The sequence below is a fragment of the Paenibacillus solanacearum genome, from assembly GCF_910593845.1.
Classification (GTDB): domain Bacteria; phylum Bacillota; class Bacilli; order Paenibacillales; family NBRC-103111; genus Paenibacillus_G; species Paenibacillus_G solanacearum.
Window position 1 is genome coordinate 259172 of record NZ_CAJVAS010000005.1, and the last position, 22658, is coordinate 281829.

Here is a 22658-nt window from a genome sequence, read left to right on the forward strand (position 1 = left end):
CACTCCTTTTGCTTGGAAACAAAGGATTACTTCTTATCCAGCTCGCTGATTTTCTTGTTGATTTCTTCCTCCGCCGTTCGCAGCGCGGTGTTCATGTCTTTTTTGCCGAGGACGAAATCGTCGTAGTTTTTGTCGAGAATCGTGCGCGCGGTCGTGTAATAATCGCTGAAGCGCGGAGCCAGCGCCGGCTTGCTCTTGAATAACGCAGGGATGTTTTTCCCTTTGGCGTAATCCACTTCAGCAGCGAACTGCTTCTGCAGCTCCGGATTCAGAAGCGGGCTCACGACAGGCCGTTTTTTCGCGGCAAGCATCTGCACCTCATCGGATGTCAGAAGCTCCACCACCTTCATCGCCGCTTCCTTATGTTTGCTCGTCTTCGTCGCTCCGATGACGGCAAAGTCGGTCATGCCGTATACGTTCGGGCTTCCCTTATAGCTCGGATATTGCACCATATCCCAATTCACGCCGTTGACGGACGCTTCCTGCAGCCGGTCGACGATATTGACTGTAGCCAGCATCGCGATATTGCGCTCCTTCATAAAGCGGACGATGCCGCCGCCGTTCAGGTCGGTCGTTTTTTTCGGGATGTTGCCGGGAATCGAGTACATGTCCTTGGCGAGCTGGAACACCTTTTGCCATTGCTCGTTGTTGACTTCAGCCTTGTTCGTCTTGCCGTTTACAATGACGAGCGATAACGGAAACGCAAGCCGGGTCGCATGCTCGGGATCGAGTCCGTAGTACGATGTCCCGCCGTCGGTTCTCGTTACTTTGCGGGCGAGGTCGACCGCATCTTCCCAGGTCATCCCGTCCTTCGGATACGCTACGCCGAATTTATCGAAGACGTCTTTATTGTAATACAGCGCATTCGCCTGCCGGTAGAAGGGAAGGCCGTACAGTTCGCCTTTGTCGGAGTACGCTTTAAGCGCTTCCATAAAGATCGGGTCGAAACGGGCAAGGTCCAGCTTCTCCTGCTTCGCCAGCGGCGTAATGTCTTCCAATAAACCGACCTGGATCAAATTGCCCAAGTAGCCCTGAAACTCCAAATACAAGTCAAAGCTCGTTCCGTTGGCCACCAAATCTTGAATGCCCTTGCCTTTTTTCACGATGTTAACCGTAATATGAGGATATTTCTTTTTCAGCGGATCATGCAGCAGCAGCTTCCACAAATCGTCGGACATGTCCTGGCCCGCGAACAGATTGAGCGTCACCGGCTCCGTATTCGCCTTGGCTGCGGCTCCGTCCGAAGCTGCGGGGCTTTTCCCTCCCTCCACGGGGCCGCCTTGGGAACAACCAAGCAGCGCCGATATGCCCACCAGTTGGGCTAGAAGCAGAACGTTCAGCTTGCGCATCGATCATCTCTCCTTCAATAAAATGATGTACGAGTTCAGCGGCTTGCAACGGCGTTTCTTCTGCGCAAATAATGCGATAACTGCATAGGCCAGTCGGTTTGAATGATGTCCGCCCCCATATCCACGAGCCTTCCCCAGCCTTCGTCTTCACCGACCAGCAAGGAAGTATCGTCGTCTCTGCCGAGCGTAAGCGTTGACTTATCATGGAGCCGGATCGCATTCAGCCACACGAGAATGTTCCGGTCCTTCAATTCCCGGATGACCTCCAAGTTATAGAAATCGCTCTGCTCCGAACCGATGATCACCTCGACGGCCACCGTATGAATATTGCGGCTCAGCACGCGCCGCAGTTCGCTGTCTTTTTTAACGATCGGAATGTACATCACCGGCACTTCATACCGCTCCAGCGTATCCAGGCAGGCGTCCGTGACAGGACTTTTCAGCATCACCTGATCGAACATCGATAATTTGTCCAGCAGCTCATAGACATCGTCCCAGCAATCCCAAGCCCGGTCCAGGTTGATCAGCGTATTGCCTTTGAAATGGGAAAGCACTGCCTCCAGCTTCTGAACCTTCTGCTTCACCTCGAACGAATTGCGGTTGCGGTAATGCAGCTGGTCGATTTCCTCGGAGGCAAGCGTTTGAACATTATGTTTACTAAAAAACAATCTTTGCTCTTGCCCATCATGGATCGTGTATAGCTCTCCGTCCGTCGACTTCGAAGCATCCATCTCAATAATATCCCCGCCGTATTTGAGCGCGATTTCAAAGGCGGGAATCGTATTCTCGATAATATTCCCCCCGCTGCAGCCGCGGTGTACCGCGACAAGCAAGTTTTTTGCCGCTTTTCTTTCCTGAAGCTTTTTTGCGATTTGCGAACGATTCACCTGGTTTCCCCCTACAATTCAGCGATGTACTGCTACATTCAGTTAATAATAATTTAGTAAATATGTCAATAATTTTATCGATTTTTATTTTTAATTTTTAGTAAATATCATATTTTATCTTCTCTCGAATACGATATATTCTAGCCGATGACGGCCAAATAACGAAACAACAGGCCTAGCTGAACGATCCGAAGCATTGCTCCTTTGAATCGTTCGGCTAGGCCCATGACAGCGAAGAACACCCTCTTCGCGGCAAGGGCATTCCTTCTCAACTGTATCGCTATTTACTTCGCTCCGGTGCTGTCCCGCACAGTCAGCCCGGTAGGGATCGTAATTTTGTAAGGAATCTCTCTTCCCTTCAAGCGGCTCAGCAGCAGCTGAATGCCGGCTCTTCCCATCTGCTCCGTATAAATCTTGACGGAGCTTAACGGGCAGCTGGCGTACTGGGCCAGCTCCGTATCGTCGAACGAGACTAACGCGACTTGCGACGGCACCTTGATGTCGAAATCCTGCAGCGCCTTCAGCGCCCCTACGGCCATCGGATCGCACGCGACGACGAACGCCTCCGGCAGCTGTCCGGATTCGATGGCGGCTTTCATGAGCCGATATCCGTCGGACATCGTATATTCGCCCAGAAAAACTTGCCGTTCCTGATAACGGCCCTGCTCCCCCATCAGACGTTTGTACGACCGGTATCGTTTATCGTCCGTTACGATCGTTTCGCCCACGCGCACATATTCCCTGGAATATCCGCCGATAAACCCGATATCGTTGTAGCCGCGGGCCGTCAAATGCTCCAGGACGTTCTCCATCGCCTTTTCCAGATCCACCGTAACTGAATCGTATATGCTCTCATTCGGCGAATAATCGATATAGACGATGCTGCTGGAGTCTTTATTGACGAGTTCCACCGCATCGGGATGTACTTTTCCGACGACGGCGATTCCCATGAAATCGGCTTTGATTTCCTGCTGAAACAAAGCGTTGAACGTATAGGTCGCAGTGGACAAGCCCTGTTCGGCGCATTCCTTCTCAATCCCGTTGCGGATCGAAATAAAGTAAGGGTTGTTCATCTCGTCTTCGATCTGGCATAAAAAGATAGCTACCTTGTCGGCCGGCCGTTTCTTTTTCCCCGCACCGCCGGCGCTTTTCCGTTCCCGTTTCACATACTGATGCTCGCGTGCTATATTTAAAATATTTCTTCTCGTTTCCTCCGTGACGGCCAGCGTATAATCGTCGTTCAACACTCTGGATACCGTCGCTTGAGACACCTGGGCCAATTCCGATATTTGCTTTATCGTTATCACATAGACTCCTGCTATTCATATATTTAGTAAACTTATTATATCAATCTGTCATTTCGCTTTCAACTTGAAAGCGTTTTGGCTACAGAGAAGGAGACGATCTTATGCTCATCCGCGTGCTGACCCCGGAAGATGCGGTGAAGTATCGGTCGCTGCGCCTGCGCTCGTTGCAGGAGCATCCCGATGCATTCCTGGCAACCTACGACATGGAGAAGGACCAGCCGCTTGACGTAACGAAACAGCGGCTTCAAGCGGCTGGCGACCGGTTTACGCTGGGCTGCTTCCCCCATCCGAACGAGCTGGCCGGCATCGTAACGTTCGTTCGCGAATCCCACCCCAAACTGCGGCACAAAGGCCATATCTACGCGATGTACGTCGCTCCCAAATACCGCGGCAACCGTGCCGGCTCGGCGCTGCTGCGCGAATTGATCGCGCGGGCCGGCCAATTCGAAGGACTAGAGCAAATCAATTTGACCGTCATGTCGGACAACGCCGCTGCCAAACGGCTGTACGCATCGCTCGGATTTGAGGTTTACGGGACCGAGCGGCGGGCGCTGCGGCTGAACGGCCGGTATTGGGACGAAGATTTGATGGCCTTGACCTTGCCGTAAACCACAGCGCCGCCTAGCTTATACAACAGCAACAGCCTGCTCCTTTCGCCAGACGGCGAAGGAAGCAGGCTGTTTGGTGTTACACAAGACGCTTGCGGATTGAGGTCGAGATCAAGTCGATGATCGTGACCATCACGATGATGCCAAGCAGGATAATACCGACGCGGTTCCAAGCGCGGGCTTCCAGCGCGAAGATCAGCGGCGTGCCGATCCCGCCGGCGCCGATCATCCCGAGAATCGCCGCGGAGCGGACATTAATCTCGAAGCGGTACAGCGAGAAGGAGAAAAATTCCGGCAGCACCTGCGGAATGACCGCGAACCAGAGCACCTGCAGCCGGTTTGCGCCGCAGGCGGTAAGCGCCTCGGTCGGTCCGAGATCCATGTTCTCCACCGCCTCGGAGAACAGCTTGCCGAGCATCCCGATGGAGTGCAGCCCGAGCGCCAGCACCCCGGCGTAAGGTCCCGGGCCTACCGCTTTGATGAACAAAATCGCCATGACGATTTCCGGGAACGTCCGAATGAGACTGAGCATGAATTTCCCGCTGCCGGTGACGGCCCGGTAGCGGCTTATGTTGTTTGCCGCCCAGAAGGCAAACGGCACGCACAAGATCGCAGAAATGAAGGTGCCGAGCACCGAAATGGCGAGCGTATCGAGCAGGCCGCGAAGCAGGTCCTCCCCTTCGGGAATATAGACGTAAGACCAGTCGGGATGGAGCAGCCCGGAAAGAATGGACTTCGATATCGTTCCCGCCGTTTCTTTGATGCCTGTAAACTGGATGCCGGTGAACGACCATACATACAGCGCCAGGATGAATATAGCAACCAGCCAAAAACGCATGCGAAACCGCTGCGGCGGCTTTACCGAAGGATTTGTCATAACAGCCTCTCCCGAATTTTAGTACTCGCGTAATCGATGATCAGAACGATGGCCAGCGTCACCAGAATGATCAGGCATGTGCGGTCATAGCGCAGCTGACCCAAGGAACGATCCAGGTACAAGCCGATCCCGCCCGCGCCGACGAGCCCGAGCACCGCAGCCGCACGCACGTTGACTTCAAACGTATAGAGCAAATAAGCCGTGAAGGAAGCCATCACCTGCGGGATGACGCCGTAATGGATCCACTGCAGCTTGTTGGCGCCGACAGCGGTCATCGCTTCCAGCGGCCCGGGATCGATCGCCTCGATCGATTCGTACGCAAGCTTGGAGATGAGGCCGAACGAAAAGAACATGAGCGCCAGCACGCCGGCGAACGGGCCGAGGCCGAAGATCGCGACGAAGACGGCGGCAAACAGCAGATCCGGAATCGTCCGCACCAGATTCAATATGAACCGGGCCGGGTAGTACAGCAGCGGCGACTTGGTGACGTTGCGCGCCGCAAACAAGGAGATCGGAATCGCAAGAATGGCGCCAAGCGTCGTACCGACGACCGCCATCTGGATCGTTTCCAGCATCGGCTTCCAGATCACATCGAAGTACGACCAGTCCGGCGGGAACATTTCCACAATGAGCTTGCCCATCTCCGGCATCCCGGTAATGAGCGAGGTCAACGTCGCGTCCGTTTTATAAGCGCTGCCCCACAGCAGCAAGATCAGGATGATCGCCGTTAAGTACGTTTTGGTGCGGTCAGGCTTTTTGAGCGGCGCCGCCTTGGCCAGAGCGTCGGGTTTCATTACTCCTGCCCCCCCAGAAGCTCGTCTTTCTTGATGGCCCGGCCGTAAATGTCCGAGAACGCCTCGTCCGTCGCTTCCGATACCGGTCCGTCGAATACGACTTGACCGGCCCGCAGCCCGATAATCCGGGTAGCGTACTCCCGCGCCAAATCGATAAAGTGCAGGTTGACGACCGTCGTAATCCCGAGCTCTTGATTAATCCGGCGCAAATCGTCCATAACCTGGCGCGTCGTCAACGGGTCGAGGGAAGCTACGGGCTCGTCCGCCAATATGATTTTCGCTTCCTGCGCAAGGGCGCGGGCGATGGAGACGCGCTGCTGCTGGCCGCCGGACAGCTGGTCGGCGCGGACATACGCTTTTTCGCGAATATTGACGCGCTCCAGGGCCTGCAAGGCGAGATCGACATCATGCTTCGGGAACAAGCCGAGCAGCGTTCGCAGCGTCGAGTGGTAGCCGACGCGGCCCGACAGGACATTCCGAAGCACGGAGGAGCGTTTAACCAGATTGAAGTTTTGGAAGATCATGCCGATGTCGCGGCGCAAGTTCCGCAGCTGGACGCCGGTCGCCGCCGTAATCGAGCGGCCGTTAATCGCAATTTGACCATCGGTTATTTCATGAAGGCGATTAATGGAGCGAAGCAGCGTCGATTTCCCTGCCCCCGAAAGCCCGACAATGACGATAAATTCGCCTTTATTGATCGTAAGATTAATGTTTTTCAGACCGATTGTCCCGTTGGGATAAACTTTGGACACATTTTGAAATTCGATCATAGGCTTCCAGAATTCCCCTTTAAACTAAAATGACTAACGAAATACATTTCGACATAAATCGCGTATTTCCTCTTTATCCTCTGTCCGTTTACCAAAACCTTATTTTCCCTCTAAGCTTCCCTGCCTACTCGCCGTCCATTCCTTTCCCCGCTCACGATACCCACCAGGCAATGATCGCGGCTCCCGGCAGGAGCAGCAGCTGCGCCAGCAGCGTCCCGGCTAGCCGCGACAGCATCAGCAGCCCGAACATCTTGTTTGTCTCGGCGTTCCCCACCTTGCCGGACAGCGCTTTGTCCGAGAGCAGCGCCACATGCGGGTCGACGAAGACGGTCAACAGCACCGTAGCGATCCCGTTAATGAGTCCCGACGATTGAGACGCCTTGATCGCATGCTCGGGCACGAGATAGGAAGCGTACAAAGCCGAAAGCACGCCGACGGTGTAGATGCCCGTTACCGCGGCGTTGAGCAGCAGTAGCCGTTTCGGAATGCCGCCGATCCGCAGGCGCCGCAGCATCTCCCATCTCGGGAGCCTCACGTTCTGACTTGCCCGCTTCAGCTTGTCCAGCGATACCGATTCGCGGACGAGGGCCGGGAAGGAGCCTGCCACCTCCAAATGAGCGATCAGCCGCATAAAGATGAACACCATGGTCGGAAACAGCAGGATCGACACGAGCGTGCCGAGCGAGGCGGAGCCGATAATGTATTGAAAATCGGTTTGCAGCCTGTGACCGCCTTCGGTTTTGGCCGAATCGATCATTCCGCCGGTGAATGTCGCCTGAACCATGTTGGACGTTCTCGATACGAGCATGATGATGCCGGACAACGATAACGATACGGCAAGCTTGCCGCTGCGGATGCCCGCCAGACGGATCGCATACCCCATCGTTTCCGCCGCATGAATGATGAGCGTCAGGACGCAAACCAGAATCAGCGATGTCGTCAACGTTCCATACCGCCTTCCTCGGCACGGACGCTCTCCCGCTCCACTTCTTCGGTCAGCGCCGCCAGCAGCCGTAACAGCTTGCGCGACGCTTCTTCATTCCAGTCCCCGCTATGCTGTATACTGGTAGTGATCATTTCTTCGCTTAACTCATGTATGCGGCTGCAGCCTACCGTCAGCGCGACGCCTCGGAGCGCATGCGCATAGGCGTACGCCGATTCGCCCAGCCGGTCCGCCGGCAGCGCGCCTTCCCGCCACCGGGCAGCCGCTTCCAGCACAGCCGCGCCGCGTAGGCGGGCATCGCCCAGGAACAGCTCCCGCGTCCGGGCAAGGATGCGCTGCATCTTCCGGCGCTTGTCTTCATTCGTATCCGCGGCTTGCGACATCTCGGACTCGCCTCCAATTCGAATAAAAGGATGTGTCACTGAAAACGTATGAACAGGAAAAAAATCGCGCTGGTGGACGACAGCTCCCCCTTCTGTCTGCTCGTCAAGCAAATATTCGAAGACCGGTATGAAGTGGATTCGTATTCGTCCGCCGAAGATTTCATCTCGCTCGTCTCGCGAGCGGCCAGCTATCATCTCATTATTCTCGATCTTCATCTGCCCGGCATGGACGGTCTGGACACCTTGACCCGGCTGCAATCGACGCCCGCGACGCACAATATTCCCATTCTGCTGCTGACCGCCGATTCGCGCAAGGATACGGTCATCCGGGGCATGCGGCTCGGAGCGAAAGACTACATGATCAAGCCGATCGATCCGATGCTGCTCGACGAGCGCGTCTCTCTCCTGTTAAGCGACATGATTTAAACGAAAAAAACGTGAGTGTGCTCGCGAACATCGAGCCATCACGTCTTTTTTTCGTTATGCGGCGCGGCCTCTCCTCGGCCCCGTTAACCGCGAGCCTTCAGTTGCCGGCCACATCGCGCTTCGTAAACAGCAGCCAGGATACGGCATAAAACAAAATCCAGTACGCCACGAGCACCGTGACGGAAAATCCGAGCGACATGCCCGGCAACAGCGGCTTGCCTCCGGACAAGTAAGGAGACAGGTCGGTATTGGCGAACAGGAAATATTTTACCCATGTCTTTTTAAGCGACATCAGCACCAGCACGATCGTGTTGGACGAAAGCATCAGGAAAATGGACAGCCCGATGGCCAGCGAGCTGCTGCGGAACGCCGCCGAAATCATAAAGGCCAGCGTCGCGGTCATGACGATCTGAACGAGCTTCAAGCCATACGTTTTCAAGATCGCGGGAAACGACATGTCGGGACTGACCGCGCCGCCGAGGCCAAAAATAAGCAGCCCCGTGAAATAACTGATAATGAGCAGCATGACCGTCAGCGTCAAAATAAAGAGCAGGACGGAGATGTACTTGGCGCAAAGAATTTTGCCGCGCGACGCCGGACGAATCAAGAGCAGCTTGATCGTCCCCCACGTAAACTCCGAGGCAACGATATCGCCGGCGATAATGACAGTAAAGATCGTCACGATCGACGTTAGGCTCGTTGCCAAATACATAAACGGCAGCGTATGGCTGATCCCCATTCCGATGACGAAGCGGGACAGCACGCCCGCAGAAATGACGCTTAGCACAACGATCGCCAGCATCACCCACGTCCGGAAACGGGAATATATTTTCATCTGTTCATTTTGCACAAGCCGAACCAAGCTAGACAATCCGATTCCCCCTTGTCACCTCGAGGAATTGATCCTCCAGCGTTTTGGTTACGGCCCGAATGCCGTAAACCGGAATCCCTTCCTGCACGAAGCGCGCGTTGAGCGCGGCAATCGCATCGCGGCGGTTATGCAGCCGCACGACGAGCTCGGCCCCTTCCGCGCGGATCAGCGCATCTTCCTCGATCAGTTCCCGCGCCCGCTCTGCTTCCCCCACTTCAAAGCATACTTCCGTCCATTCCGTCTCCGCCGGCGCTTCCTTGAAGGAGCGTACGTCGAGCAGCCGCCCGTTCTGAATGATGGCGACCCGGTCGCACATCAGCTCCATCTCGGAGAGCAGGTGGCTTGATACGATGACGGCGATGCCTTCCTCCCTGGACAGCTGTCGCAAATAATCGCGCAGCTCCCGTATGCCTTCCGGGTCGAGCCCGTTCGTCGGCTCGTCCAGCACGAGCACGGACGGGCGGTGCAGGATCGCCTGCGCCACGCCAAGGCGCTGCCGCATGCCGAGCGAGTACGTCTTCACCTTATCGTGAATGCGCGCTTCGAGCCGCACCAGCTTGACCACTTCATCGATCCGGTCCTTCTCCACGCTGGGCATCATCCGGGCAAAATGCTGCAAATTTTGATAGCCGCTCATAAATCCGTAAAATTCCGGATTTTCGACAATGGCTCCCACATGCACCATCGCTTGCTCGAATTGACGTTTCACGCTGCAGCCTTGAATCGTCACTTCCCCGTCCGTGATGGAAATCAGCCCTACCATCATGCGGATCGTCGTCGTCTTCCCCGCTCCATTCGGTCCGAGAAAGCCGAACACTTCGCCGGACTTCACCTCGAAGCTGAGTCCGTCGACGATCGTTTTGGAGCCGATTTTTTTCGTTAAGCCCTCCAGCCGTACTACCGCAGTATCGTTCATAAAGCCTCCAGTGCAACAAAAAAAGTATGGTGTCGTTTTCCTATTAGGAAAAGTATACCATACCTCCAGTTGTTGACCAAACGGCAATCCGTGCTACTGCTCCCCGTCCGGCGAACCTTTCTCCACGGATTCATAATAGCGCGTAAGGCTGACGATCATGCTTCCCATGCGTTCCTGCTCGGGAGCGATCACGCGCTCGATGCCTTCCTCGCGGAGCGCCTCCGCCGTCACTTTGCCTACCGCCACCGCGACGACGGGGCCGCGGAAAGCGTCCAGCACCTGCGGCGCCAGTCCCCGCTCGCGCGCATAGGTCATCAGGAAGCGAGCCTGCGGCGTGCTGGTGAACGTCACCGCGTCGACATCGCCCCGCAATATTTCCGCCAGCAGCGTATCTACGACATCCAGCTCCGGCGGGACATGCCGGTAAGGCAATATTTCGAAGTCCATTGCGCCGCGCTCGCGCAGCCAGCCGACCAGCCGCGGCGCAGGGTCGCCGTACAGCTGCAGCGCCACCTGTTTGCCTTGCAGATCATAGGGCGACAGCGCCCGCATTAGACCCTCCGTCGTTCCATCGTCATCCCTGACGTCAGGCGTCAGCCCGAGCGTCTTCAAGAAGTTGACGGTCTTGTACCCTCTGGCCGCAATCTTCGCGCGGCGAAGCGTCTCGACGAAATCGTCGGCCCGGCCGATGCTTTCCGCCGCCTGATAGAGCAGCTCCGTGCCGATCCCGGTCGTGAGCAGGACCCAATCCGCTCCTTGCCCGAGCAGTTTGACGATCTCCCTCCCGACTTCCTCACGTTCCACGGCGATCGTTCCTTGCGCCGGCCGGACGAGCGGAACGCCTCCCTGCTTCTCTACAATGACGCTAAGCTCGGCCGCTTTGCGCGGCCCGGTAAGCGCGACTCGCTTCCCCGTCAACCCTGACATCGTCTCTCCCCCTATGCAATCTCCATCTGTAGTCGTTCTTATCTTCCCATTCTATCAGATCGCGGCGCAAATAGGTTTATAATCTATCAATTTCGGAAACTATAAGACTATCGCTTCTATATTCACTAGAGGAGGATCGACTTATCTATGATTCCGATAATGAAAAAACGTTTGGTTTGTCTTGCTTTCCTGATGCTGTTCTACGCGATGACCCCCATGTCTCTGCTCGCCTATGAAGAAGAGGAAGAGTTGTTCGGGCCGATCTCGACGGAATATTTTGTCCCCTATCTGGCTCCTGAACCCGCGGAGGCCGCCGCCGATACGATCGAACCGTCTTTGCCGCAGCCGCTGCTGTACGAGGTTCGTTCCGGCGACACCTTGTCCAATATTGCCCGGTCGTTCGATGTGTCCGTCCGGGATTTGATGGCACTCAACGAGATTACGAATCCGAACCGGCTTGCGGTCGGCCAGCAGCTCAGCATTCCCCCGGATTTCACCGGCGTCGAAGCGATCGGCGGACAATCCGGCGTCATTCGCCAAGTGCTGTCGACGACGCTTACGGCATATACCGCCGGTTATGAATCGACCGGCAAGACGAAATCCAGTCCCGCTTACGGGATCACATCGAGCGGGAGCAAGGCCGAGGAAGGACGCACGATCGCCGTAGACCCTGCGGTCATTCCGATGGGCACGATGGTTTTCATTGACGGCGTCGGCTTCCGCAAAGCCGAAGATACCGGCTCGGCGATCCGCGGCGCCAAGATTGACGTGTTCATGAACGACCTGAACGAAGCGCGCCAATTCGGCGTCAAGAAGAACGTGAAAGTGTATGTACTGGCCGCCAAGGAAGCGATATAGCCGGGGCTTGGCCGGGACGCTGCGAGCGGCCCCGGCTAGCCGCCGTATTTTTGCTGCAGCCGTCGAACCTCCTCGATCAGCTCGCGTCCGATCGTGCGTTCGAATTGGCGATACAGCGGGTCCCAGGCCTGCATCCATTCCGCCCGTTCGCTGCTTGTCAGCAGGTGAAGCTGGATCGTGGAATGCGTGCGAATGTCGTCCAGCTGCGCCTGATTCATCTGAATGGCGTTCCGGTTCGCCCAAGCCGATGTTTCATCGATCGCTTCTTTCACCGCTTTTCTCACGCTTTCGGGCAGCTTGTCCCAATATTTCTTGTTGGTCAGCACCCCGTAGCCGAGATAACCGTGATTGCTGATCGTCATATATTGCTGCACTTTGTAAAACCGTTTCGTATAAATGTTCGAAATCGTATTTTCCCCGCCGTCCGCAATGCCCGTCTCATACCCCCGGTACACGTCGTTGAACGGAATCGCAATCGTCCTGGCGCCGAACAGCGTAAACTGCGCTTCAATCACCTTGCTCGGCAATATGCGGAACCGCTGCCCTCTAAAATCTTCCGGACGGACTAACGGCCCCCGGTTCGATGTCATCTGCTTGAATCCGTTGCTCCAATAAGCCAGACCGGCCATATTGCTGCTCTCCAGCTTCTTGAACAAGATACGTCCGATTTCCCCTGCAAAGGCTTCCTCCACCGCTTCTTCCGACAAAAAAGCATACGGCAGGTCAAACAGCTCCCACGCGGGCACCCGCTCCGAAATATTGGCAAAGGCCGGCGCGATCAGTTGAATATCGCCGCGCATCAAGGCATCTACTTCATCTTTTTCCGTATACAGCACCCCGTTGGGGAACACTTCGACGGACACGCGGCCGCTTGTCTTCTCCTTGACGAGATCGGCGAACTTTTGCGCGGCCAAGCCTTTGGGCGTATTTTCCGCCACGACATGGCTGAATTTCATAACAAGCGTCTTATCAAAGCCGGTTTGTTCGTCGTCCTGGACCACCGGTTCTCCGACAAACGCCGGATAAAATCCGATTGCGGCCGCCGCCGCCAATCCGGCCAAGATGAATAATACGGTGCTCAACAACGGCCTCATGCCGCGCCCCCTTCGCTGCGTCTGCCGCAAATCATGTGCTTAGTATACACAAAATCGCTTTTTCCGACGAGCGCCTTGCCATTCATGAAATATTGCACCGGCGGTTATACTAAGCGCATCCATACTCGTCGCCCAATATGATCATGCTGTAAGCTTACGTCCGAACCAAAGGAGGTTTTCGCCATGAAACTGAGGAATGCGCCGGCGGCTTGCGCCGTCATCGCTGCCGTAACCTTGGCTCTTGCGGGCTGCGGCGGGCAAACCGGAACCAAGACAGACAAAGGAACGAAAGCGCAAAGCCAAAATCAGAATCAGCCGATCGATGCCGAGCTGCAGCAGCATATGAAGATGTACAAGGACATCAAACAAAGCGAGCTGGAACAGCAGCAAAAGATTCGCCAGGATGAAAAAAAGCGGCTGAAGGAATACCAGAAGATGCGCGAGGAGTCGCTGCGCCGCGAAATTGAATTCCAGGAAAAGGTCCGCAAAGGAACGAATCATTTCGGCACGAAAAAATCGGACCAGAGCGGAACGGATAACCCGGATGGAGAGCAAAGCTCCGGCGGCGGCTCAAAAAAAAATACGAAATCGACCGGCAGTTCGTCGTGACCCGTCGGCATCCAAAGCGGATGCCCGTCGGGTTTTATTGTTTTCAAGCAGTCCCCGCTGATGTATGATAGGTTGTACTTGACCTCGAACAGCGGCATGAAAGGAGACGGACGGGCATTGCTGCAGCGGTTGAAAATCAATTGGAAAATCGCGATTTGGTCGTTCGGCATCGTTCTGTTCTCCGTCTGCATCGGGGGTACAATCCTGCTTGGCGGCATTATTCGCCTCAAGGAGGAGGAGCTGTCACGCCGGCTTGTCGTCACGGCGCGCACGGTAGCGCAAATGCCGGAGGTCGCGGACGGCCTGACGCGCTTGGAGCTGCGCCCCGGCGTGCAGGCGGCCGCCGAGCGCATCCGCATCATCAACGACGTTACGTACGTCGTTGTGATGGACATGAACCGGGTACGGCTGTCGCACCCGGTTCAAAGCGCCATCGGCACCGTTTCGGAAGGCGCCGATGAAGGGGCCGCCTTTGCCGAGCACACGTACGTGTCCAAGGCAAAGGGTGAGCTCGGCACGGCGCTGCGCGCCTTCGTGCCGGTCATGAACGCCGATCACGTGCAGATCGGCGTCGCGCTCGTCGGCCGGATCATGCCGACGACGCTGGACGTGCTGCTTGGCCTCACCGGCCAAGGCTACGTCGTGCTGCTGCTCTCGCTGCTGTTCGGGCTGTGGGGCTCGTGGCGGCTTGCGCAGCATATCAAGCGCCAAATGTTCGAGCTCGAGCCTCATGAAATCGCCCGGCTGCTGGTTGAGCGCACCGCGACCTTCCATGCGATGCATGAAGGCGTCATCGCGATCGATAAAGACGAGAACATTACGATTTTCAACGACAAGGCAAAGCATATCTTCAACATTACCGGAGACGTGATCGGCAAGTCGATCTGGGACGTCATTCCCGATACGCGACTGCCCGAAATACTGGAGCTGAACCGGCCGATCTACAACCAGGAGCTGGCCGTCGGCGATACGCTCATTATGAGCAACCGGGTTCCCATCACCGTTGGCGGCCAAACCGTCGGCGCCGTCGCTATATTCCAGGACCGTACCGAGGTCACTCGCATGGCGGAAGAACTGACGGGCGTCAAGGCGTTCGTCGACGCCCTGCGCGTGCAGAGCCACGAGTACATGAACAAGCTGCATACGATCGGCGGGCTTATCCAGCTCGGCAATAACGAGAAGGCGCTGGCATATTTGTTTGAAGCGACCGAAGAAAAAGGCGAGCTCACCCGCTTCTTATCCGAACGTATCCGCAACGACAGCCTGACCGGGCTGCTGATCGGAAAAATCAGCCGCGGCCGCGAGCTCGGCATCGACGTGACGATCGACCGCCAGAGCCGGCTGGACCGGTTCCCGCCGCGGCTCGACCATCATGACTTCGTGCTGCTGCTCGGCAATTTGATCGAGAACGCGTTCGATGCGCTGCAGCAGCAAACCGGCCGCGAGAAGCATATCTTCGTCAGCATCGCACAAGACGACGACGCGCTATCCGTGCTTGTGGAAGACAACGGTCCGGGCATGGACGCCACGACTCAATCCCAAGTGTTCGAGCGCGGATTCACGACCAAGCGCGGCAGCAGCCGCGGGATCGGACTGTACTTAGTACGCGGCATCGTCGACAAAGGGGAAGGAACGATCGACATCGATTCCGCGCCGGATAAAGGGACATCGTTCGTGATTACCTTCCCCATGTCTCTATCCTAGCCTAAGGGAGAGCTTTCCTTCACATGAACGTTTATTCCGTACTTCTGATCGAGGACGACCCGATGGTGCAGGAAGTGAACCGCCAATTCGTGGAGCGGGTCGAGGGCTTCCGCATCGCCGGGGTGGCGGGAAGCGGCACGGAAGGGCTGGAGCTGGTCCGCCAAGTGAAGCCCCAACTCGTCATTCTCGATATTTTCATGCCTTTGCAGGATGGCATCGAGACGCTGACGCAAATACGCAAAGAGCAGCTCTACGTCGATGTCATCGTCATCAGCGCCGCAAGCGATCGGCGTACCATCGAACGCATGCTTCAGAACGGGGCGTTCGACTATATTATCAAACCGTTCAAATTCGAGCGCGTGAAACAGGCGCTCGAGCATTACCGACAGATGAAGGAAGCGCTGGGCAGCGAACAGACAGCAACCCAGCACGAGCTGGACCGGATGCTGTTCGGCGGGAGCCGGTCTTCCGCGGCAACCGTGCCTGACGTGCCGGTGCTGCCAGCCGCCGAGCTGCCGAAAGGACTGCAGGCGGTAACGCTGAAGCAAATCATGCAATATTTGCTCGGCCAGCCGCACCCGCTCTCTGCCGAAGAAGTTGCCGAAGGCGTCGGCATTGCTCGCGTGACGGCGCGCCGCTACCTCGATTATTTGGAGAAGAGCGGTCAACTGCGGCTGGATCTGCAGTACGGCGTAGGACGTCCGGTTAACAAGTACATGCTTACCTCCCCTTCTCCCCCATCCTCCCACGGATCGCACTAATTTGCGTGAGCATTGTGCGGTCTTTTTTTCGTTCCCGTAACGGTACGACCCGCTTAAGACCAAAATGATCAAAACAACCATTATGGTCATATGATTCACAACGATTCCTGAAAGCGATATCATGAGGTCACGCAAAACGAACAAAGGAAGTGACCTAACGGATGTCCATTCCCTCCGGTGCCCATACCAGCATTATTCTTCGCCTTGAGCTTCACAAAGAAACCGCTTCATTCGGTCAAATCGCCACGGCCATTGGCGACAGCGGCGGCGATATCGTCGCCATCGACGTAGGCCGCTCCGATAAAACGACGATCGTTCGCGACATTACGGTCAACGTATACGATCAGAAGCATACCGATCTTATCGTACAGGCTGTCAACGCTGTGCCCGGCGCCAAAGTGATCCACGTCTCGGACCAGACGTTCTTGATGCATCTCGGCGGCAAGCTCGAAACGACGCCAAAGACGCCGATCAAAAACCGCGACGACCTCTCCCGCGTGTATACCCCGGGTGTCGCCCGCGTGTGCATGGCCATCCATGAGAAGCCTTCCCGGGCGCATTCGCTGACGATCAAGCGGAATACGATCGCCGTTGTCTCGGATGGCTCCGCCGTACTCGGCCTCGGCAATATCGGCCCGGAAGCCGCTATGCCGGTTATGGAAGGCAAGGCGGTGCTGTTCAAACAATTCGCCGGCGTCGACGCGTTCCCGATCTGCCTCAATACGCAGGACACGGAAGAAATCATCGCTATCGTGAAAGCGATTGCACCATCGTTCGGCGGCATTAACCTGGAGGACATCTCCTCGCCGAGATGCTTCGAGATCGAGCAGCGGCTCGTTGAGGAGCTGGATATCCCGGTATTCCATGACGACCAGCACGGTACCGCGGTTGTCCTGCTCGCCGGCCTGCTGAACGCTGTCAAGATTGTCGGCAAACGGCTCGAGGACTGCAAGATCGTCGTTTGCGGCATCGGCGCCGCCGGTATCGCCTGCTCCAAGATGCTGCTGGCTGCCGGCGTACGGCACATTGTCGGCGTAGACCGCTCCGGCGCCATCGTCAGCGGCGAGACGTACTCCAACCCTGCGTGGCAGTGGTACGCCGATCATACGAATCCGGACCGGCTGACCGGCTCTCTGTCGGAAGTCATCCGCGGCGCTGACGTGTTTATCGGTGTATCCGGCCCCGGCGTGCTGAAGGTCGACGACCTGAAAGCGATGGCTCCCGATCCAATCGTATTCGCGATGGCCAACCCGACGCCGGAAATTTTGCCCGAGGAAGCGGAGCCTTATGTTCGCGTCATGGCGACAGGGCGGTCGGATTACCCGAACCAGATCAACAATGTGCTCTGCTTTCCCGGCATTTTCCGCGGGGTACTTGACTGCCGCGCTTCCTGCGTAACGGAACAGATGAAGCTGGCCGCAGCCAAAGCGATTGCCTCCGTCGTCAGCGACGAGGAACTCAACGAGCATTACATTATCCCGAGCGTGTTCAATACCGCGGTCGTCGAACGGGTGCGCGAAGCCGTGATCCAGGCGGCTTACGAATCGGGCGTCGCCCGCAAAGCGCAGCCGACCGCACCGAAGCAGCCGGTTCCCTACTACTAAGAAAACGAGGAAATGAGGTATTGCGATGAGAATCAATTTTAAAAACTTGACCGTTCAAGTGCTGATCGCCATCGTCATCGGTATATTCATCGGCCAGTTTTTTCCCGCCTTCGGCGTAGAATTGAAGGTGCTGGGCGATATTTTCGTCAAGCTGATCAAGATGGTGATCGCTCCGATCGTCTTCTTCACCATCGTCATCGGATTCGCCAATATGGGCGATATGAAAAAAATCGGCCGCATCGGCGGCAAGGCGCTGCTCTACTTCGAGATCGTCACTACGTTCGCGATGGCAATCGGGATTGCGGTCATGTACATCGTCCGTCCGGGAACCGGAATGGACATCAGCAAGGTCGGGGCCACGGCTTCATGGAATTTGTGCTCAGCATCATTCCGGACAGCGTGGTCGGCGCCCTTGCCAAGGGCGAAATGCTTCCCGTCCTGTTCTTCTCCGTCCTGTTCGGTCTTGCCATGGCCGGACTCGGCGAAAAGGCCAAGCCTGTCACCGTCTTTTTCGAGAAAATGAACGATATTTTCTTCCGTCTCGTCGCGCTGATCATGCGCTTCTCCCCATTCGCCGCCGGCGGCGCGATGGCTTACACCATCGGCAAGTTCGGCATCGGGTCCTTGTTCTCGCTCGGCAAAATGATGGGTTCGGTATATATCACGTTGTTCCTGTTCGTTATCCTCATTCTCGGGGGCATTGCCCGGTTTTACGGTTTCAGCGTCTTCAACCTGCTGAAATTCATTAAGGAAGAAATTTTGCTCGTGCTCGGTACGTCGTCTTCCGAATCGGCACTGCCGCGGCTCATGGAACGTCTGGAGAAATACGGCTGTTCCAAGTCGGTGGTCGGACTTGTCGTCCCGACAGGCTATTCCTTCAATCTGGACGGCACGTCGATTTACTTATCGATGGCCGCCTTGTTCATCGCCCAAGCTTACGGTATCGAATTAACATTCCTTCAAATCGTCACTTTGCTTGGGGTGCTGATGCTCACCTCCAAAGGCGCGGCAGGTGTAACCGGATCCGGCTTCATCACGCTGGCCGCCACACTCGCAGCCGTTCCGGGCAACGTAATCCCGATTGAGGGAATGGCGCTGCTGCTCGGCGTCGATCGCTTCATGTCCGAAGCCCGCGCCATCACCAACCTGATCGGGAACAGCGTCGCCACCGTCGTGATCGCCAAGAGCGAGAAGCAATTCGATCCATCGCAGCGCGCTGCTGCTGCATCGTCGCCGTCCGCGCCTGCCTCTGTTTCGGTCGCAGACGGCGGCCATATGGTCACGAACTAGGCCACCGGCCTGCCAACCAGCGGTTACATTCCTTTCAGTCAATCACACAGAACTGCCGCCTAATGCGGCGGTTCTTTTCTGTGCTCATCGCTGCCATCCCCGAGCAGCCTTGCAGGCAACGATGCCGCAAAGCAAACGAATGGAAACCCCGAATCCCAGCACCGCCGCCGCCCGCGGCCTTTACTTTCCGGCCCTCGAATTATACAATAGATCGAAACTTAACCATTCGAGGTATCTCATGTTCAAACGTTTGAAGAAGAAGGGCTTTACCTTCTCGCTCAATCCTCCCCAAGTGCTGTCGCTCGGCTTTATCCTCATTATTTTAGCCGGAGCCTTCCTTCTGTCGCTTCCTGTCGCATCGGCCGACGGGACAGGCCAGCATTTCCTGGACGCTTTGTTTATGGCTACATCGGCCACCTGCGTCACCGGACTGACCGTCGTGAATACAGGCCAGTTTTATTCCTTTTTCGGCGAAATCGTGCTGCTTCTTCTTGTACAGATCGGAGGACTCGGCTTCATGACGATGGCCACCCTGATCGCCCTCGTATTTCGACGAAAAATAACGTTTCGCGAACGTCTCATTTTACAGGAAGCGATGAATCACAACTCAACCGAGGGCATCGTCCGGCTCATTCGCAAAGTGCTGTTCTACTCTCTCATTATTGAATTGACAGGGGCTGTTCTGCTAACCCTTCGCTGGTGGTTCGAGCTGCCTTTCAAAACAGCACTTTATTTCGGCATCTTTCACAGCATCTCGATCTTCAATAATGCCGGCTTCGACTTGTTCAGCAGTCTCAAGGATCGTCCCGGCAGCCTGGTCCATTATGTGGACGATCCTTTTGTCAATATCATTACCATATTACTGATTGTGCTCGGCGGCATCGGCTTTATCGTCATTTCTGACCTACTCACTTATCGCATCAACAAAAAGCTTACGCTTCACAGTAAAGTCGTTCTGAGCGTATCGGGAATATTGATCGCCGTAGGCTGCCTGATCATCTTCATCTTTGAATTTACGAACACGCATACGCTGCAGCCATTATCTCCGACGGGCAAAATCCTTGGCTCGCTGTTTCAATCGGTCAGCTCCCGTTCGGCAGGGCTGAACACACTGGATATCGGGTCACTCCGTCAGGCGACGCAGTTTTTCCTCATCATCATGATGTTTATCGGCGCCGCGCCGGGCTCCTCCGGGGGAGGGATCAAGGTTACGACCTTTGCCATCCTGATCGGGGCGATGCTTGCGATGGTTCGCGGCAAAGAGGACATTGTCATGTTCCAGCGTCGTATCGCCAGCGATCGGATTTACAAAGCGATTACGTTTACGATGATTTCGTTCCTGATTATCGTCGTGTTTACGATGCTGCTGTCTACAACCGAGGAGTTTTCCTTTCTCGGCATTTTATTTGAAGTTACCTCGGCCTATGCAACCGCAGGCATGTCGTTGGGATTAACCCCCCAGCTCACATCGTTCGGTAAAATTTTGATTGTTCTGCTTATGTTTATCGGGCGCCTCGGCCCCGTTACACTGGCCTTCAGCCTGACCATAACGCCGGATAAAGAACATTACCGGTACCCAGAGGGCAAAATTACGATTGGGTAAAGAGCATACGATCGCTTTGTAATGCAATCAGCATCACGATGATCCGGGGTCGGTCCTAAACGGTCTTAAGGGAATTGTAAATTCGATTAACGACGGGAGAACCCGTAAGGGGGTGGCACTCTTCATGCTGTTGGCTGTATTCCTCTTCATCGCGGCAGGGCTCGCCGAAATCGGCGGGGGCTACATGGTCTGGCTCTGGCTTCGCGAATCGAGGCCCATGTGGTATGGAATCGTTGGGAGCCTTATTCTCATCTTATACGGTATCGTTCCGACGCTGCAGAACTTCCCTTCATTCGGGCGCGTCTATGCCGCATACGGCGGCGTGTTTATCGTACTCGCCGTTTTGTGGGGATGGCTTGTCGATAAGAAGACACCCGATCTATACGACTGGCTCGGCGCCGCGATATGCATCGTAGGCGTTTCTATCATGCTGTGGGCCCCGCGGAGTTGATAAAAATAACCGCTCGAATGGGCGGTTTTCTTTATGCGCGTTATTCGCTCGCGCCACTTAACATGAATAAAAGCTTCACGGTCGATCCAGCACTAGGACTAATTGTTCAGAATTTGTATAGACCCCTCCTGTATAATAGTTCTGAAGAACTTATTTCTGGAACGATTCACAATTAACTCTAAAATTGGGGGGAAATCCAAATTGAAGCGCAAGGCATTGCTACCTTTTCAAAAAAAATTGGATATTATCGAAATCGCGCATCTTCTATCGATCGATCCGAATGTCATTGTAAAGCATGTCTTTACCAGAACGGCGGACGAGCAGGAAACCGAAACTCTCATAAAAATAACCGGCGCTTGACTTGGAAGTCGGCGCCTGACTATAGAGACGGGTATCCAACTCGCAAGAATCCAAAAAATATCCTCATCATCCTAGGCAGTCATAGACGGTATCATTTCTCATTTCACGCTTACATCATGACCTCAGTAACCTTTTCCGCCACCCCCTCATTTGCCACATAGACAAAAAATCATCCATCGTTTGTCGAAAAAAATGCAAATAAAAAACCCTTGCGCACAAGGGTTTCGAACGTTCTTATAAGATAAGCGGGTGATGGGAATCGAACCCACGCCACCAGCTTGGGAAGCTGGAGTTCTACCATTGAACTACACCCGCATTTTATGGTCGGGACGACACGATTTGAACATGCGACCCCCTGGTCCCAAACCAGGTGCTCTACCAAGCTGAGCTACGTCCCGTTGTTAAAAAAAGCGGCGCATACATTTCAATGCATTTTGACTAAATGGCGTGCCCTGAGAGATTCGAACTCCCGACCTTTTGATTCGTAGTCAAACGCTCTATCCGGCTGAGCTAAGGGCACATATAAATGGAGCGGAAGACGGGATTCGAACCCGCGACCCTCGCCTTGGCAAGGCGATGCTCTACCCCTGAGCCACTTCCGCGTAAAACTATGCGCTCGAGAGGACTCGAACCTCCACGGCTGTTACCCCACTAGAACCTGAATCTAGCGCGTCTGCCAATTCCGCCACGAACGCATATTTGATTATGGTGCGGTTGAGAGGACTCGAACCTCCACGGGCGTAAGCCCACTACCCCCTCAAGATAGCGTGTCTGCCATTCCACCACAACCGCATATAAGATTAAACGTGAGCCATGTAGGACTCGAACCTACGACACCCTGATTAAAAGTCAGGTGCTCTACCAACTGAGCTAATGGCTCATAATATACAATACTGGACAATAAATGTCAATCGTATTGCAGAGGTACTCAAGGCTTGCACCCTGAAAACTGGATCGAAACGGGTTCCGATTTATCTTTTCTCGTTCCGTTGTGCTTCGCACAAAGGTCACTTCTAAAAGATAAATCTTCGCTGCAACAAAAGTCAAATGCTGAACCTTTAACTACTGCTTCCGAAGCTAGCTTTCCTTCGGAAAGCTCTTGGATAAGCCCTCGACCGATTAGTATTCGTCAGCTCCACACGTTGCCGCGCTTCCACCCCGAACCTATCTACCTCGTCGTCTACAAGGGGTCTTACATACTGGGAAATCTCATCTTGAGGGGGGCTTCACGCTTAGATGCTTTCAGCGCTTATCCCGTCCGTACTT

22 protein-coding genes, 7 tRNA genes, 1 rRNA gene and 1 pseudogene are annotated in these 22658 nt (G+C 55.3%); 11 read left to right on the top strand and 20 right to left on the bottom strand.

The annotated features are described in order from the left end of the window. Positions 1 to 26 precede the first annotated feature (26 nt). From KXG62_RS08830 to KXG62_RS08840, 3 genes are all read right to left on the bottom strand, one after another. The gene (locus KXG62_RS08830) at positions 27 to 1349 is read right to left on the bottom strand and encodes an ABC transporter substrate-binding protein (protein WP_218091574.1); all 1323 of its coding nucleotides are present in this window, start codon (positions 1347 to 1349) and stop codon (positions 27 to 29) included. A gap of 35 nt (positions 1350 to 1384) precedes the next feature. Beyond that, positions 1385 to 2236 carry a glycerophosphodiester phosphodiesterase family protein gene (locus KXG62_RS08835; protein WP_218091575.1) on the bottom strand — a complete coding sequence of 284 codons (852 nt, stop codon included), beginning with the start codon at positions 2234 to 2236 and terminating at the stop codon, positions 1385 to 1387. Between the two features lie 284 nt (positions 2237 to 2520). Then, the gene (locus tag KXG62_RS08840) at positions 2521 to 3543 is read right to left on the bottom strand and encodes a LacI family DNA-binding transcriptional regulator (protein WP_218091576.1); all 1023 of its coding nucleotides are present in this window, start codon (positions 3541 to 3543) and stop codon (positions 2521 to 2523) included. A 101-nt stretch (positions 3544 to 3644) separates the two neighbouring features. Between KXG62_RS08840 and KXG62_RS08845 the strand changes: the two genes are divergently transcribed. Then, positions 3645 to 4151: a GNAT family N-acetyltransferase gene (locus KXG62_RS08845; RefSeq protein WP_218091577.1), complete on the top strand. Its 507-nt coding sequence runs from the start codon at positions 3645 to 3647 to the stop codon at positions 4149 to 4151. Positions 4152 to 4230: 79 nt separating this feature from the next. Here KXG62_RS08845 and phnE (KXG62_RS08850) read toward each other — a convergent pair whose 3' ends face one another. The 5 genes from phnE (KXG62_RS08850) to KXG62_RS08870 form a co-directional block, all read right to left on the bottom strand. Beyond that, complete coding sequence (gene phnE / locus KXG62_RS08850; protein ID WP_218091578.1) at positions 4231 to 5028, bottom strand: phosphonate ABC transporter, permease protein PhnE; 798 nt, start codon at positions 5026 to 5028, stop codon at positions 4231 to 4233. Then, complete coding sequence (gene phnE / locus KXG62_RS08855) at positions 5025 to 5822, bottom strand: phosphonate ABC transporter, permease protein PhnE (protein WP_218091579.1); 798 nt, start codon at positions 5820 to 5822, stop codon at positions 5025 to 5027. Before phnE (KXG62_RS08855) ends, phnE (KXG62_RS08850) begins: the two co-directional genes overlap by 4 nt. Further along, positions 5822 to 6592 carry a phosphonate ABC transporter ATP-binding protein gene (gene phnC, locus KXG62_RS08860; protein WP_218091580.1) on the bottom strand — a complete coding sequence of 257 codons (771 nt, stop codon included), beginning with the start codon at positions 6590 to 6592 and terminating at the stop codon, positions 5822 to 5824. The genes phnE (KXG62_RS08855) and phnC overlap by 1 nt, the downstream gene beginning before the upstream one ends. A 151-nt stretch (positions 6593 to 6743) precedes the next feature. Then, the gene (locus KXG62_RS08865; RefSeq protein WP_218091581.1) at positions 6744 to 7535 is read right to left on the bottom strand and encodes a lipid II flippase Amj family protein; all 792 of its coding nucleotides are present in this window, start codon (positions 7533 to 7535) and stop codon (positions 6744 to 6746) included. Further along, positions 7532 to 7918: a hypothetical protein gene (locus tag KXG62_RS08870; RefSeq protein ID WP_218091582.1), complete on the bottom strand. Its 387-nt coding sequence runs from the start codon at positions 7916 to 7918 to the stop codon at positions 7532 to 7534. Before KXG62_RS08870 ends, KXG62_RS08865 begins: the two co-directional genes overlap by 4 nt. 48 nt (positions 7919 to 7966) lie before the next feature. On the opposite strand from KXG62_RS08870, the gene KXG62_RS08875 reads away from it, so the two are divergent. Next, the gene (locus tag KXG62_RS08875) at positions 7967 to 8344 is read left to right on the top strand and encodes a response regulator (RefSeq protein ID WP_218091583.1); all 378 of its coding nucleotides are present in this window, start codon (positions 7967 to 7969) and stop codon (positions 8342 to 8344) included. A 97-nt stretch (positions 8345 to 8441) separates the two neighbouring features. Here KXG62_RS08875 and KXG62_RS08880 read toward each other — a convergent pair whose 3' ends face one another. The 3 genes from KXG62_RS08880 to KXG62_RS08890 all read right to left on the bottom strand — a co-directional run bounded on the left by KXG62_RS08880 (position 8442) and on the right by KXG62_RS08890 (position 11058). After that, the gene (locus tag KXG62_RS08880; protein WP_218091584.1) at positions 8442 to 9215 is read right to left on the bottom strand and encodes an ABC transporter permease; all 774 of its coding nucleotides are present in this window, start codon (positions 9213 to 9215) and stop codon (positions 8442 to 8444) included. Beyond that, positions 9208 to 10131 carry an ABC transporter ATP-binding protein gene (locus KXG62_RS08885; protein WP_218091585.1) on the bottom strand — a complete coding sequence of 308 codons (924 nt, stop codon included), beginning with the start codon at positions 10129 to 10131 and terminating at the stop codon, positions 9208 to 9210. Before KXG62_RS08885 ends, KXG62_RS08880 begins: the two co-directional genes overlap by 8 nt. Positions 10132 to 10224: 93 nt before the next feature. Then, positions 10225 to 11058 (bottom strand): uroporphyrinogen-III synthase, encoded by an 834-nt coding sequence (locus KXG62_RS08890; RefSeq protein ID WP_218091586.1) that lies wholly within the window; start codon positions 11056 to 11058, stop codon positions 10225 to 10227. 147 nt (positions 11059 to 11205) lie between these two features. Between KXG62_RS08890 and KXG62_RS08895 the strand changes: the two genes are divergently transcribed. Beyond that, positions 11206 to 11916 carry a 3D domain-containing protein gene (locus KXG62_RS08895; protein ID WP_218091587.1) on the top strand — a complete coding sequence of 237 codons (711 nt, stop codon included), beginning with the start codon at positions 11206 to 11208 and terminating at the stop codon, positions 11914 to 11916. Positions 11917 to 11951: 35 nt separating this feature from the next. On the opposite strand, the gene KXG62_RS08900 is transcribed toward KXG62_RS08895, so the two are convergent. After that, positions 11952 to 13010 (bottom strand): DctP family TRAP transporter solute-binding subunit, encoded by a 1059-nt coding sequence (locus tag KXG62_RS08900; RefSeq protein WP_218091588.1) that lies wholly within the window; start codon positions 13008 to 13010, stop codon positions 11952 to 11954. Positions 13011 to 13193: 183 nt separating this feature from the next. Between KXG62_RS08900 and KXG62_RS08905 the strand changes: the two genes are divergently transcribed. From KXG62_RS08905 to KXG62_RS08940, 8 genes and pseudogenes are all read left to right on the top strand, one after another. Next, entirely contained in the window at positions 13194 to 13619 is a 426-nt protein-coding gene (locus tag KXG62_RS08905; protein WP_218091589.1) for a hypothetical protein, read from the top strand. Positions 13620 to 13679: 60 nt separating this feature from the next. After that, the gene (locus tag KXG62_RS08910) at positions 13680 to 15323 is read left to right on the top strand and encodes an ATP-binding protein (protein WP_281426688.1); all 1644 of its coding nucleotides are present in this window, start codon (positions 13680 to 13682) and stop codon (positions 15321 to 15323) included. A 23-nt stretch (positions 15324 to 15346) separates the two neighbouring features. Beyond that, positions 15347 to 16084 carry a response regulator gene (locus KXG62_RS08915; protein ID WP_218091590.1) on the top strand — a complete coding sequence of 246 codons (738 nt, stop codon included), beginning with the start codon at positions 15347 to 15349 and terminating at the stop codon, positions 16082 to 16084. 161 nt (positions 16085 to 16245) lie between these two features. Further along, positions 16246 to 17688 (top strand): NAD-dependent malic enzyme, encoded by a 1443-nt coding sequence (locus KXG62_RS08920; RefSeq protein WP_218091591.1) that lies wholly within the window; start codon positions 16246 to 16248, stop codon positions 17686 to 17688. 25 nt (positions 17689 to 17713) lie between these two features. Further along, a pseudogene (gene dctA, locus KXG62_RS08925) lies at positions 17714 to 18978 on the top strand (C4-dicarboxylate transporter DctA). A 238-nt stretch (positions 18979 to 19216) separates the two neighbouring features. Beyond that, a complete protein-coding gene (locus tag KXG62_RS08930; RefSeq protein ID WP_218091592.1) occupies positions 19217 to 20581 on the top strand; it encodes a TrkH family potassium uptake protein in 1365 nt (454 codons plus the stop codon). Positions 20582 to 20705: 124 nt separating this feature from the next. Next, positions 20706 to 21032 (top strand): YnfA family protein, encoded by a 327-nt coding sequence (locus tag KXG62_RS08935; protein WP_218091593.1) that lies wholly within the window; start codon positions 20706 to 20708, stop codon positions 21030 to 21032. A gap of 201 nt (positions 21033 to 21233) precedes the next feature. After that, entirely contained in the window at positions 21234 to 21392 is a 159-nt protein-coding gene (locus tag KXG62_RS08940; RefSeq protein ID WP_218091594.1) for a hypothetical protein, read from the top strand. 244 nt (positions 21393 to 21636) lie between these two features. On the opposite strand, the gene KXG62_RS08945 is transcribed toward KXG62_RS08940, so the two are convergent. From KXG62_RS08945 to KXG62_RS08980, 8 genes are all read right to left on the bottom strand, one after another. After that, a tRNA-Gly gene (locus tag KXG62_RS08945) sits at positions 21637 to 21707 on the bottom strand. Between the two features lie 6 nt (positions 21708 to 21713). Continuing rightward, a tRNA-Pro gene (locus KXG62_RS08950) sits at positions 21714 to 21790 on the bottom strand. A 45-nt stretch (positions 21791 to 21835) separates the two neighbouring features. After that, positions 21836 to 21912, bottom strand: a tRNA-Arg gene (locus tag KXG62_RS08955). 7 nt (positions 21913 to 21919) lie between these two features. Then, positions 21920 to 21994: transfer RNA gene (locus KXG62_RS08960), tRNA-Gly, on the bottom strand. 9 nt (positions 21995 to 22003) lie between these two features. Then, a tRNA-Leu gene (locus KXG62_RS08965) sits at positions 22004 to 22087 on the bottom strand. Between the two features lie 11 nt (positions 22088 to 22098). Further along, a tRNA-Leu gene (locus KXG62_RS08970) sits at positions 22099 to 22184 on the bottom strand. 15 nt (positions 22185 to 22199) lie between these two features. After that, positions 22200 to 22272, bottom strand: a tRNA-Lys gene (locus KXG62_RS08975). Positions 22273 to 22491: 219 nt separating this feature from the next. Further along, a 23S ribosomal RNA gene (locus KXG62_RS08980) occupies positions 22492 to 22658 on the bottom strand; the annotation flags it as partial.

Coding starts and splice junctions, on each gene's coding strand:
- KXG62_RS08830 (WP_218091574.1), bottom strand. CDS start 1,349: ATGCGCAAGCTGAACGTTCTGCTTCTAGCCCAACTGGTGGGCATATCG.
- KXG62_RS08845 (WP_218091577.1), top strand. CDS start 3,645: ATGCTCATCCGCGTGCTGACCCCGGAAGATGCGGTGAAGTATCGGTCG.
- phnE (WP_218091578.1), bottom strand. CDS start 5,028: ATGACAAATCCTTCGGTAAAGCCGCCGCAGCGGTTTCGCATGCGTTTT.
- phnE (WP_218091579.1), bottom strand. CDS start 5,822: ATGAAACCCGACGCTCTGGCCAAGGCGGCGCCGCTCAAAAAGCCTGAC.
- phnC (WP_218091580.1), bottom strand. CDS start 6,592: ATGATCGAATTTCAAAATGTGTCCAAAGTTTATCCCAACGGGACAATC.
- KXG62_RS08870 (WP_218091582.1), bottom strand. CDS start 7,918: ATGTCGCAAGCCGCGGATACGAATGAAGACAAGCGCCGGAAGATGCAG.
- KXG62_RS08875 (WP_218091583.1), top strand. CDS start 7,967: ATGAACAGGAAAAAAATCGCGCTGGTGGACGACAGCTCCCCCTTCTGT.
- KXG62_RS08885 (WP_218091585.1), bottom strand. CDS start 10,131: ATGAACGATACTGCGGTAGTACGGCTGGAGGGCTTAACGAAAAAAATC.
- KXG62_RS08890 (WP_218091586.1), bottom strand. CDS start 11,058: ATGTCAGGGTTGACGGGGAAGCGAGTCGCGCTTACCGGGCCGCGCAAA.
- KXG62_RS08895 (WP_218091587.1), top strand. CDS start 11,206: ATGATTCCGATAATGAAAAAACGTTTGGTTTGTCTTGCTTTCCTGATG.
- KXG62_RS08900 (WP_218091588.1), bottom strand. CDS start 13,010: ATGAGGCCGTTGTTGAGCACCGTATTATTCATCTTGGCCGGATTGGCG.
- KXG62_RS08905 (WP_218091589.1), top strand. CDS start 13,194: ATGAAACTGAGGAATGCGCCGGCGGCTTGCGCCGTCATCGCTGCCGTA.
- KXG62_RS08910 (WP_281426688.1), top strand. CDS start 13,680: ATGTATGATAGGTTGTACTTGACCTCGAACAGCGGCATGAAAGGAGAC.
- KXG62_RS08915 (WP_218091590.1), top strand. CDS start 15,347: ATGAACGTTTATTCCGTACTTCTGATCGAGGACGACCCGATGGTGCAG.
- KXG62_RS08920 (WP_218091591.1), top strand. CDS start 16,246: ATGTCCATTCCCTCCGGTGCCCATACCAGCATTATTCTTCGCCTTGAG.
- KXG62_RS08930 (WP_218091592.1), top strand. CDS start 19,217: ATGTTCAAACGTTTGAAGAAGAAGGGCTTTACCTTCTCGCTCAATCCT.
- KXG62_RS08935 (WP_218091593.1), top strand. CDS start 20,706: ATGCTGTTGGCTGTATTCCTCTTCATCGCGGCAGGGCTCGCCGAAATC.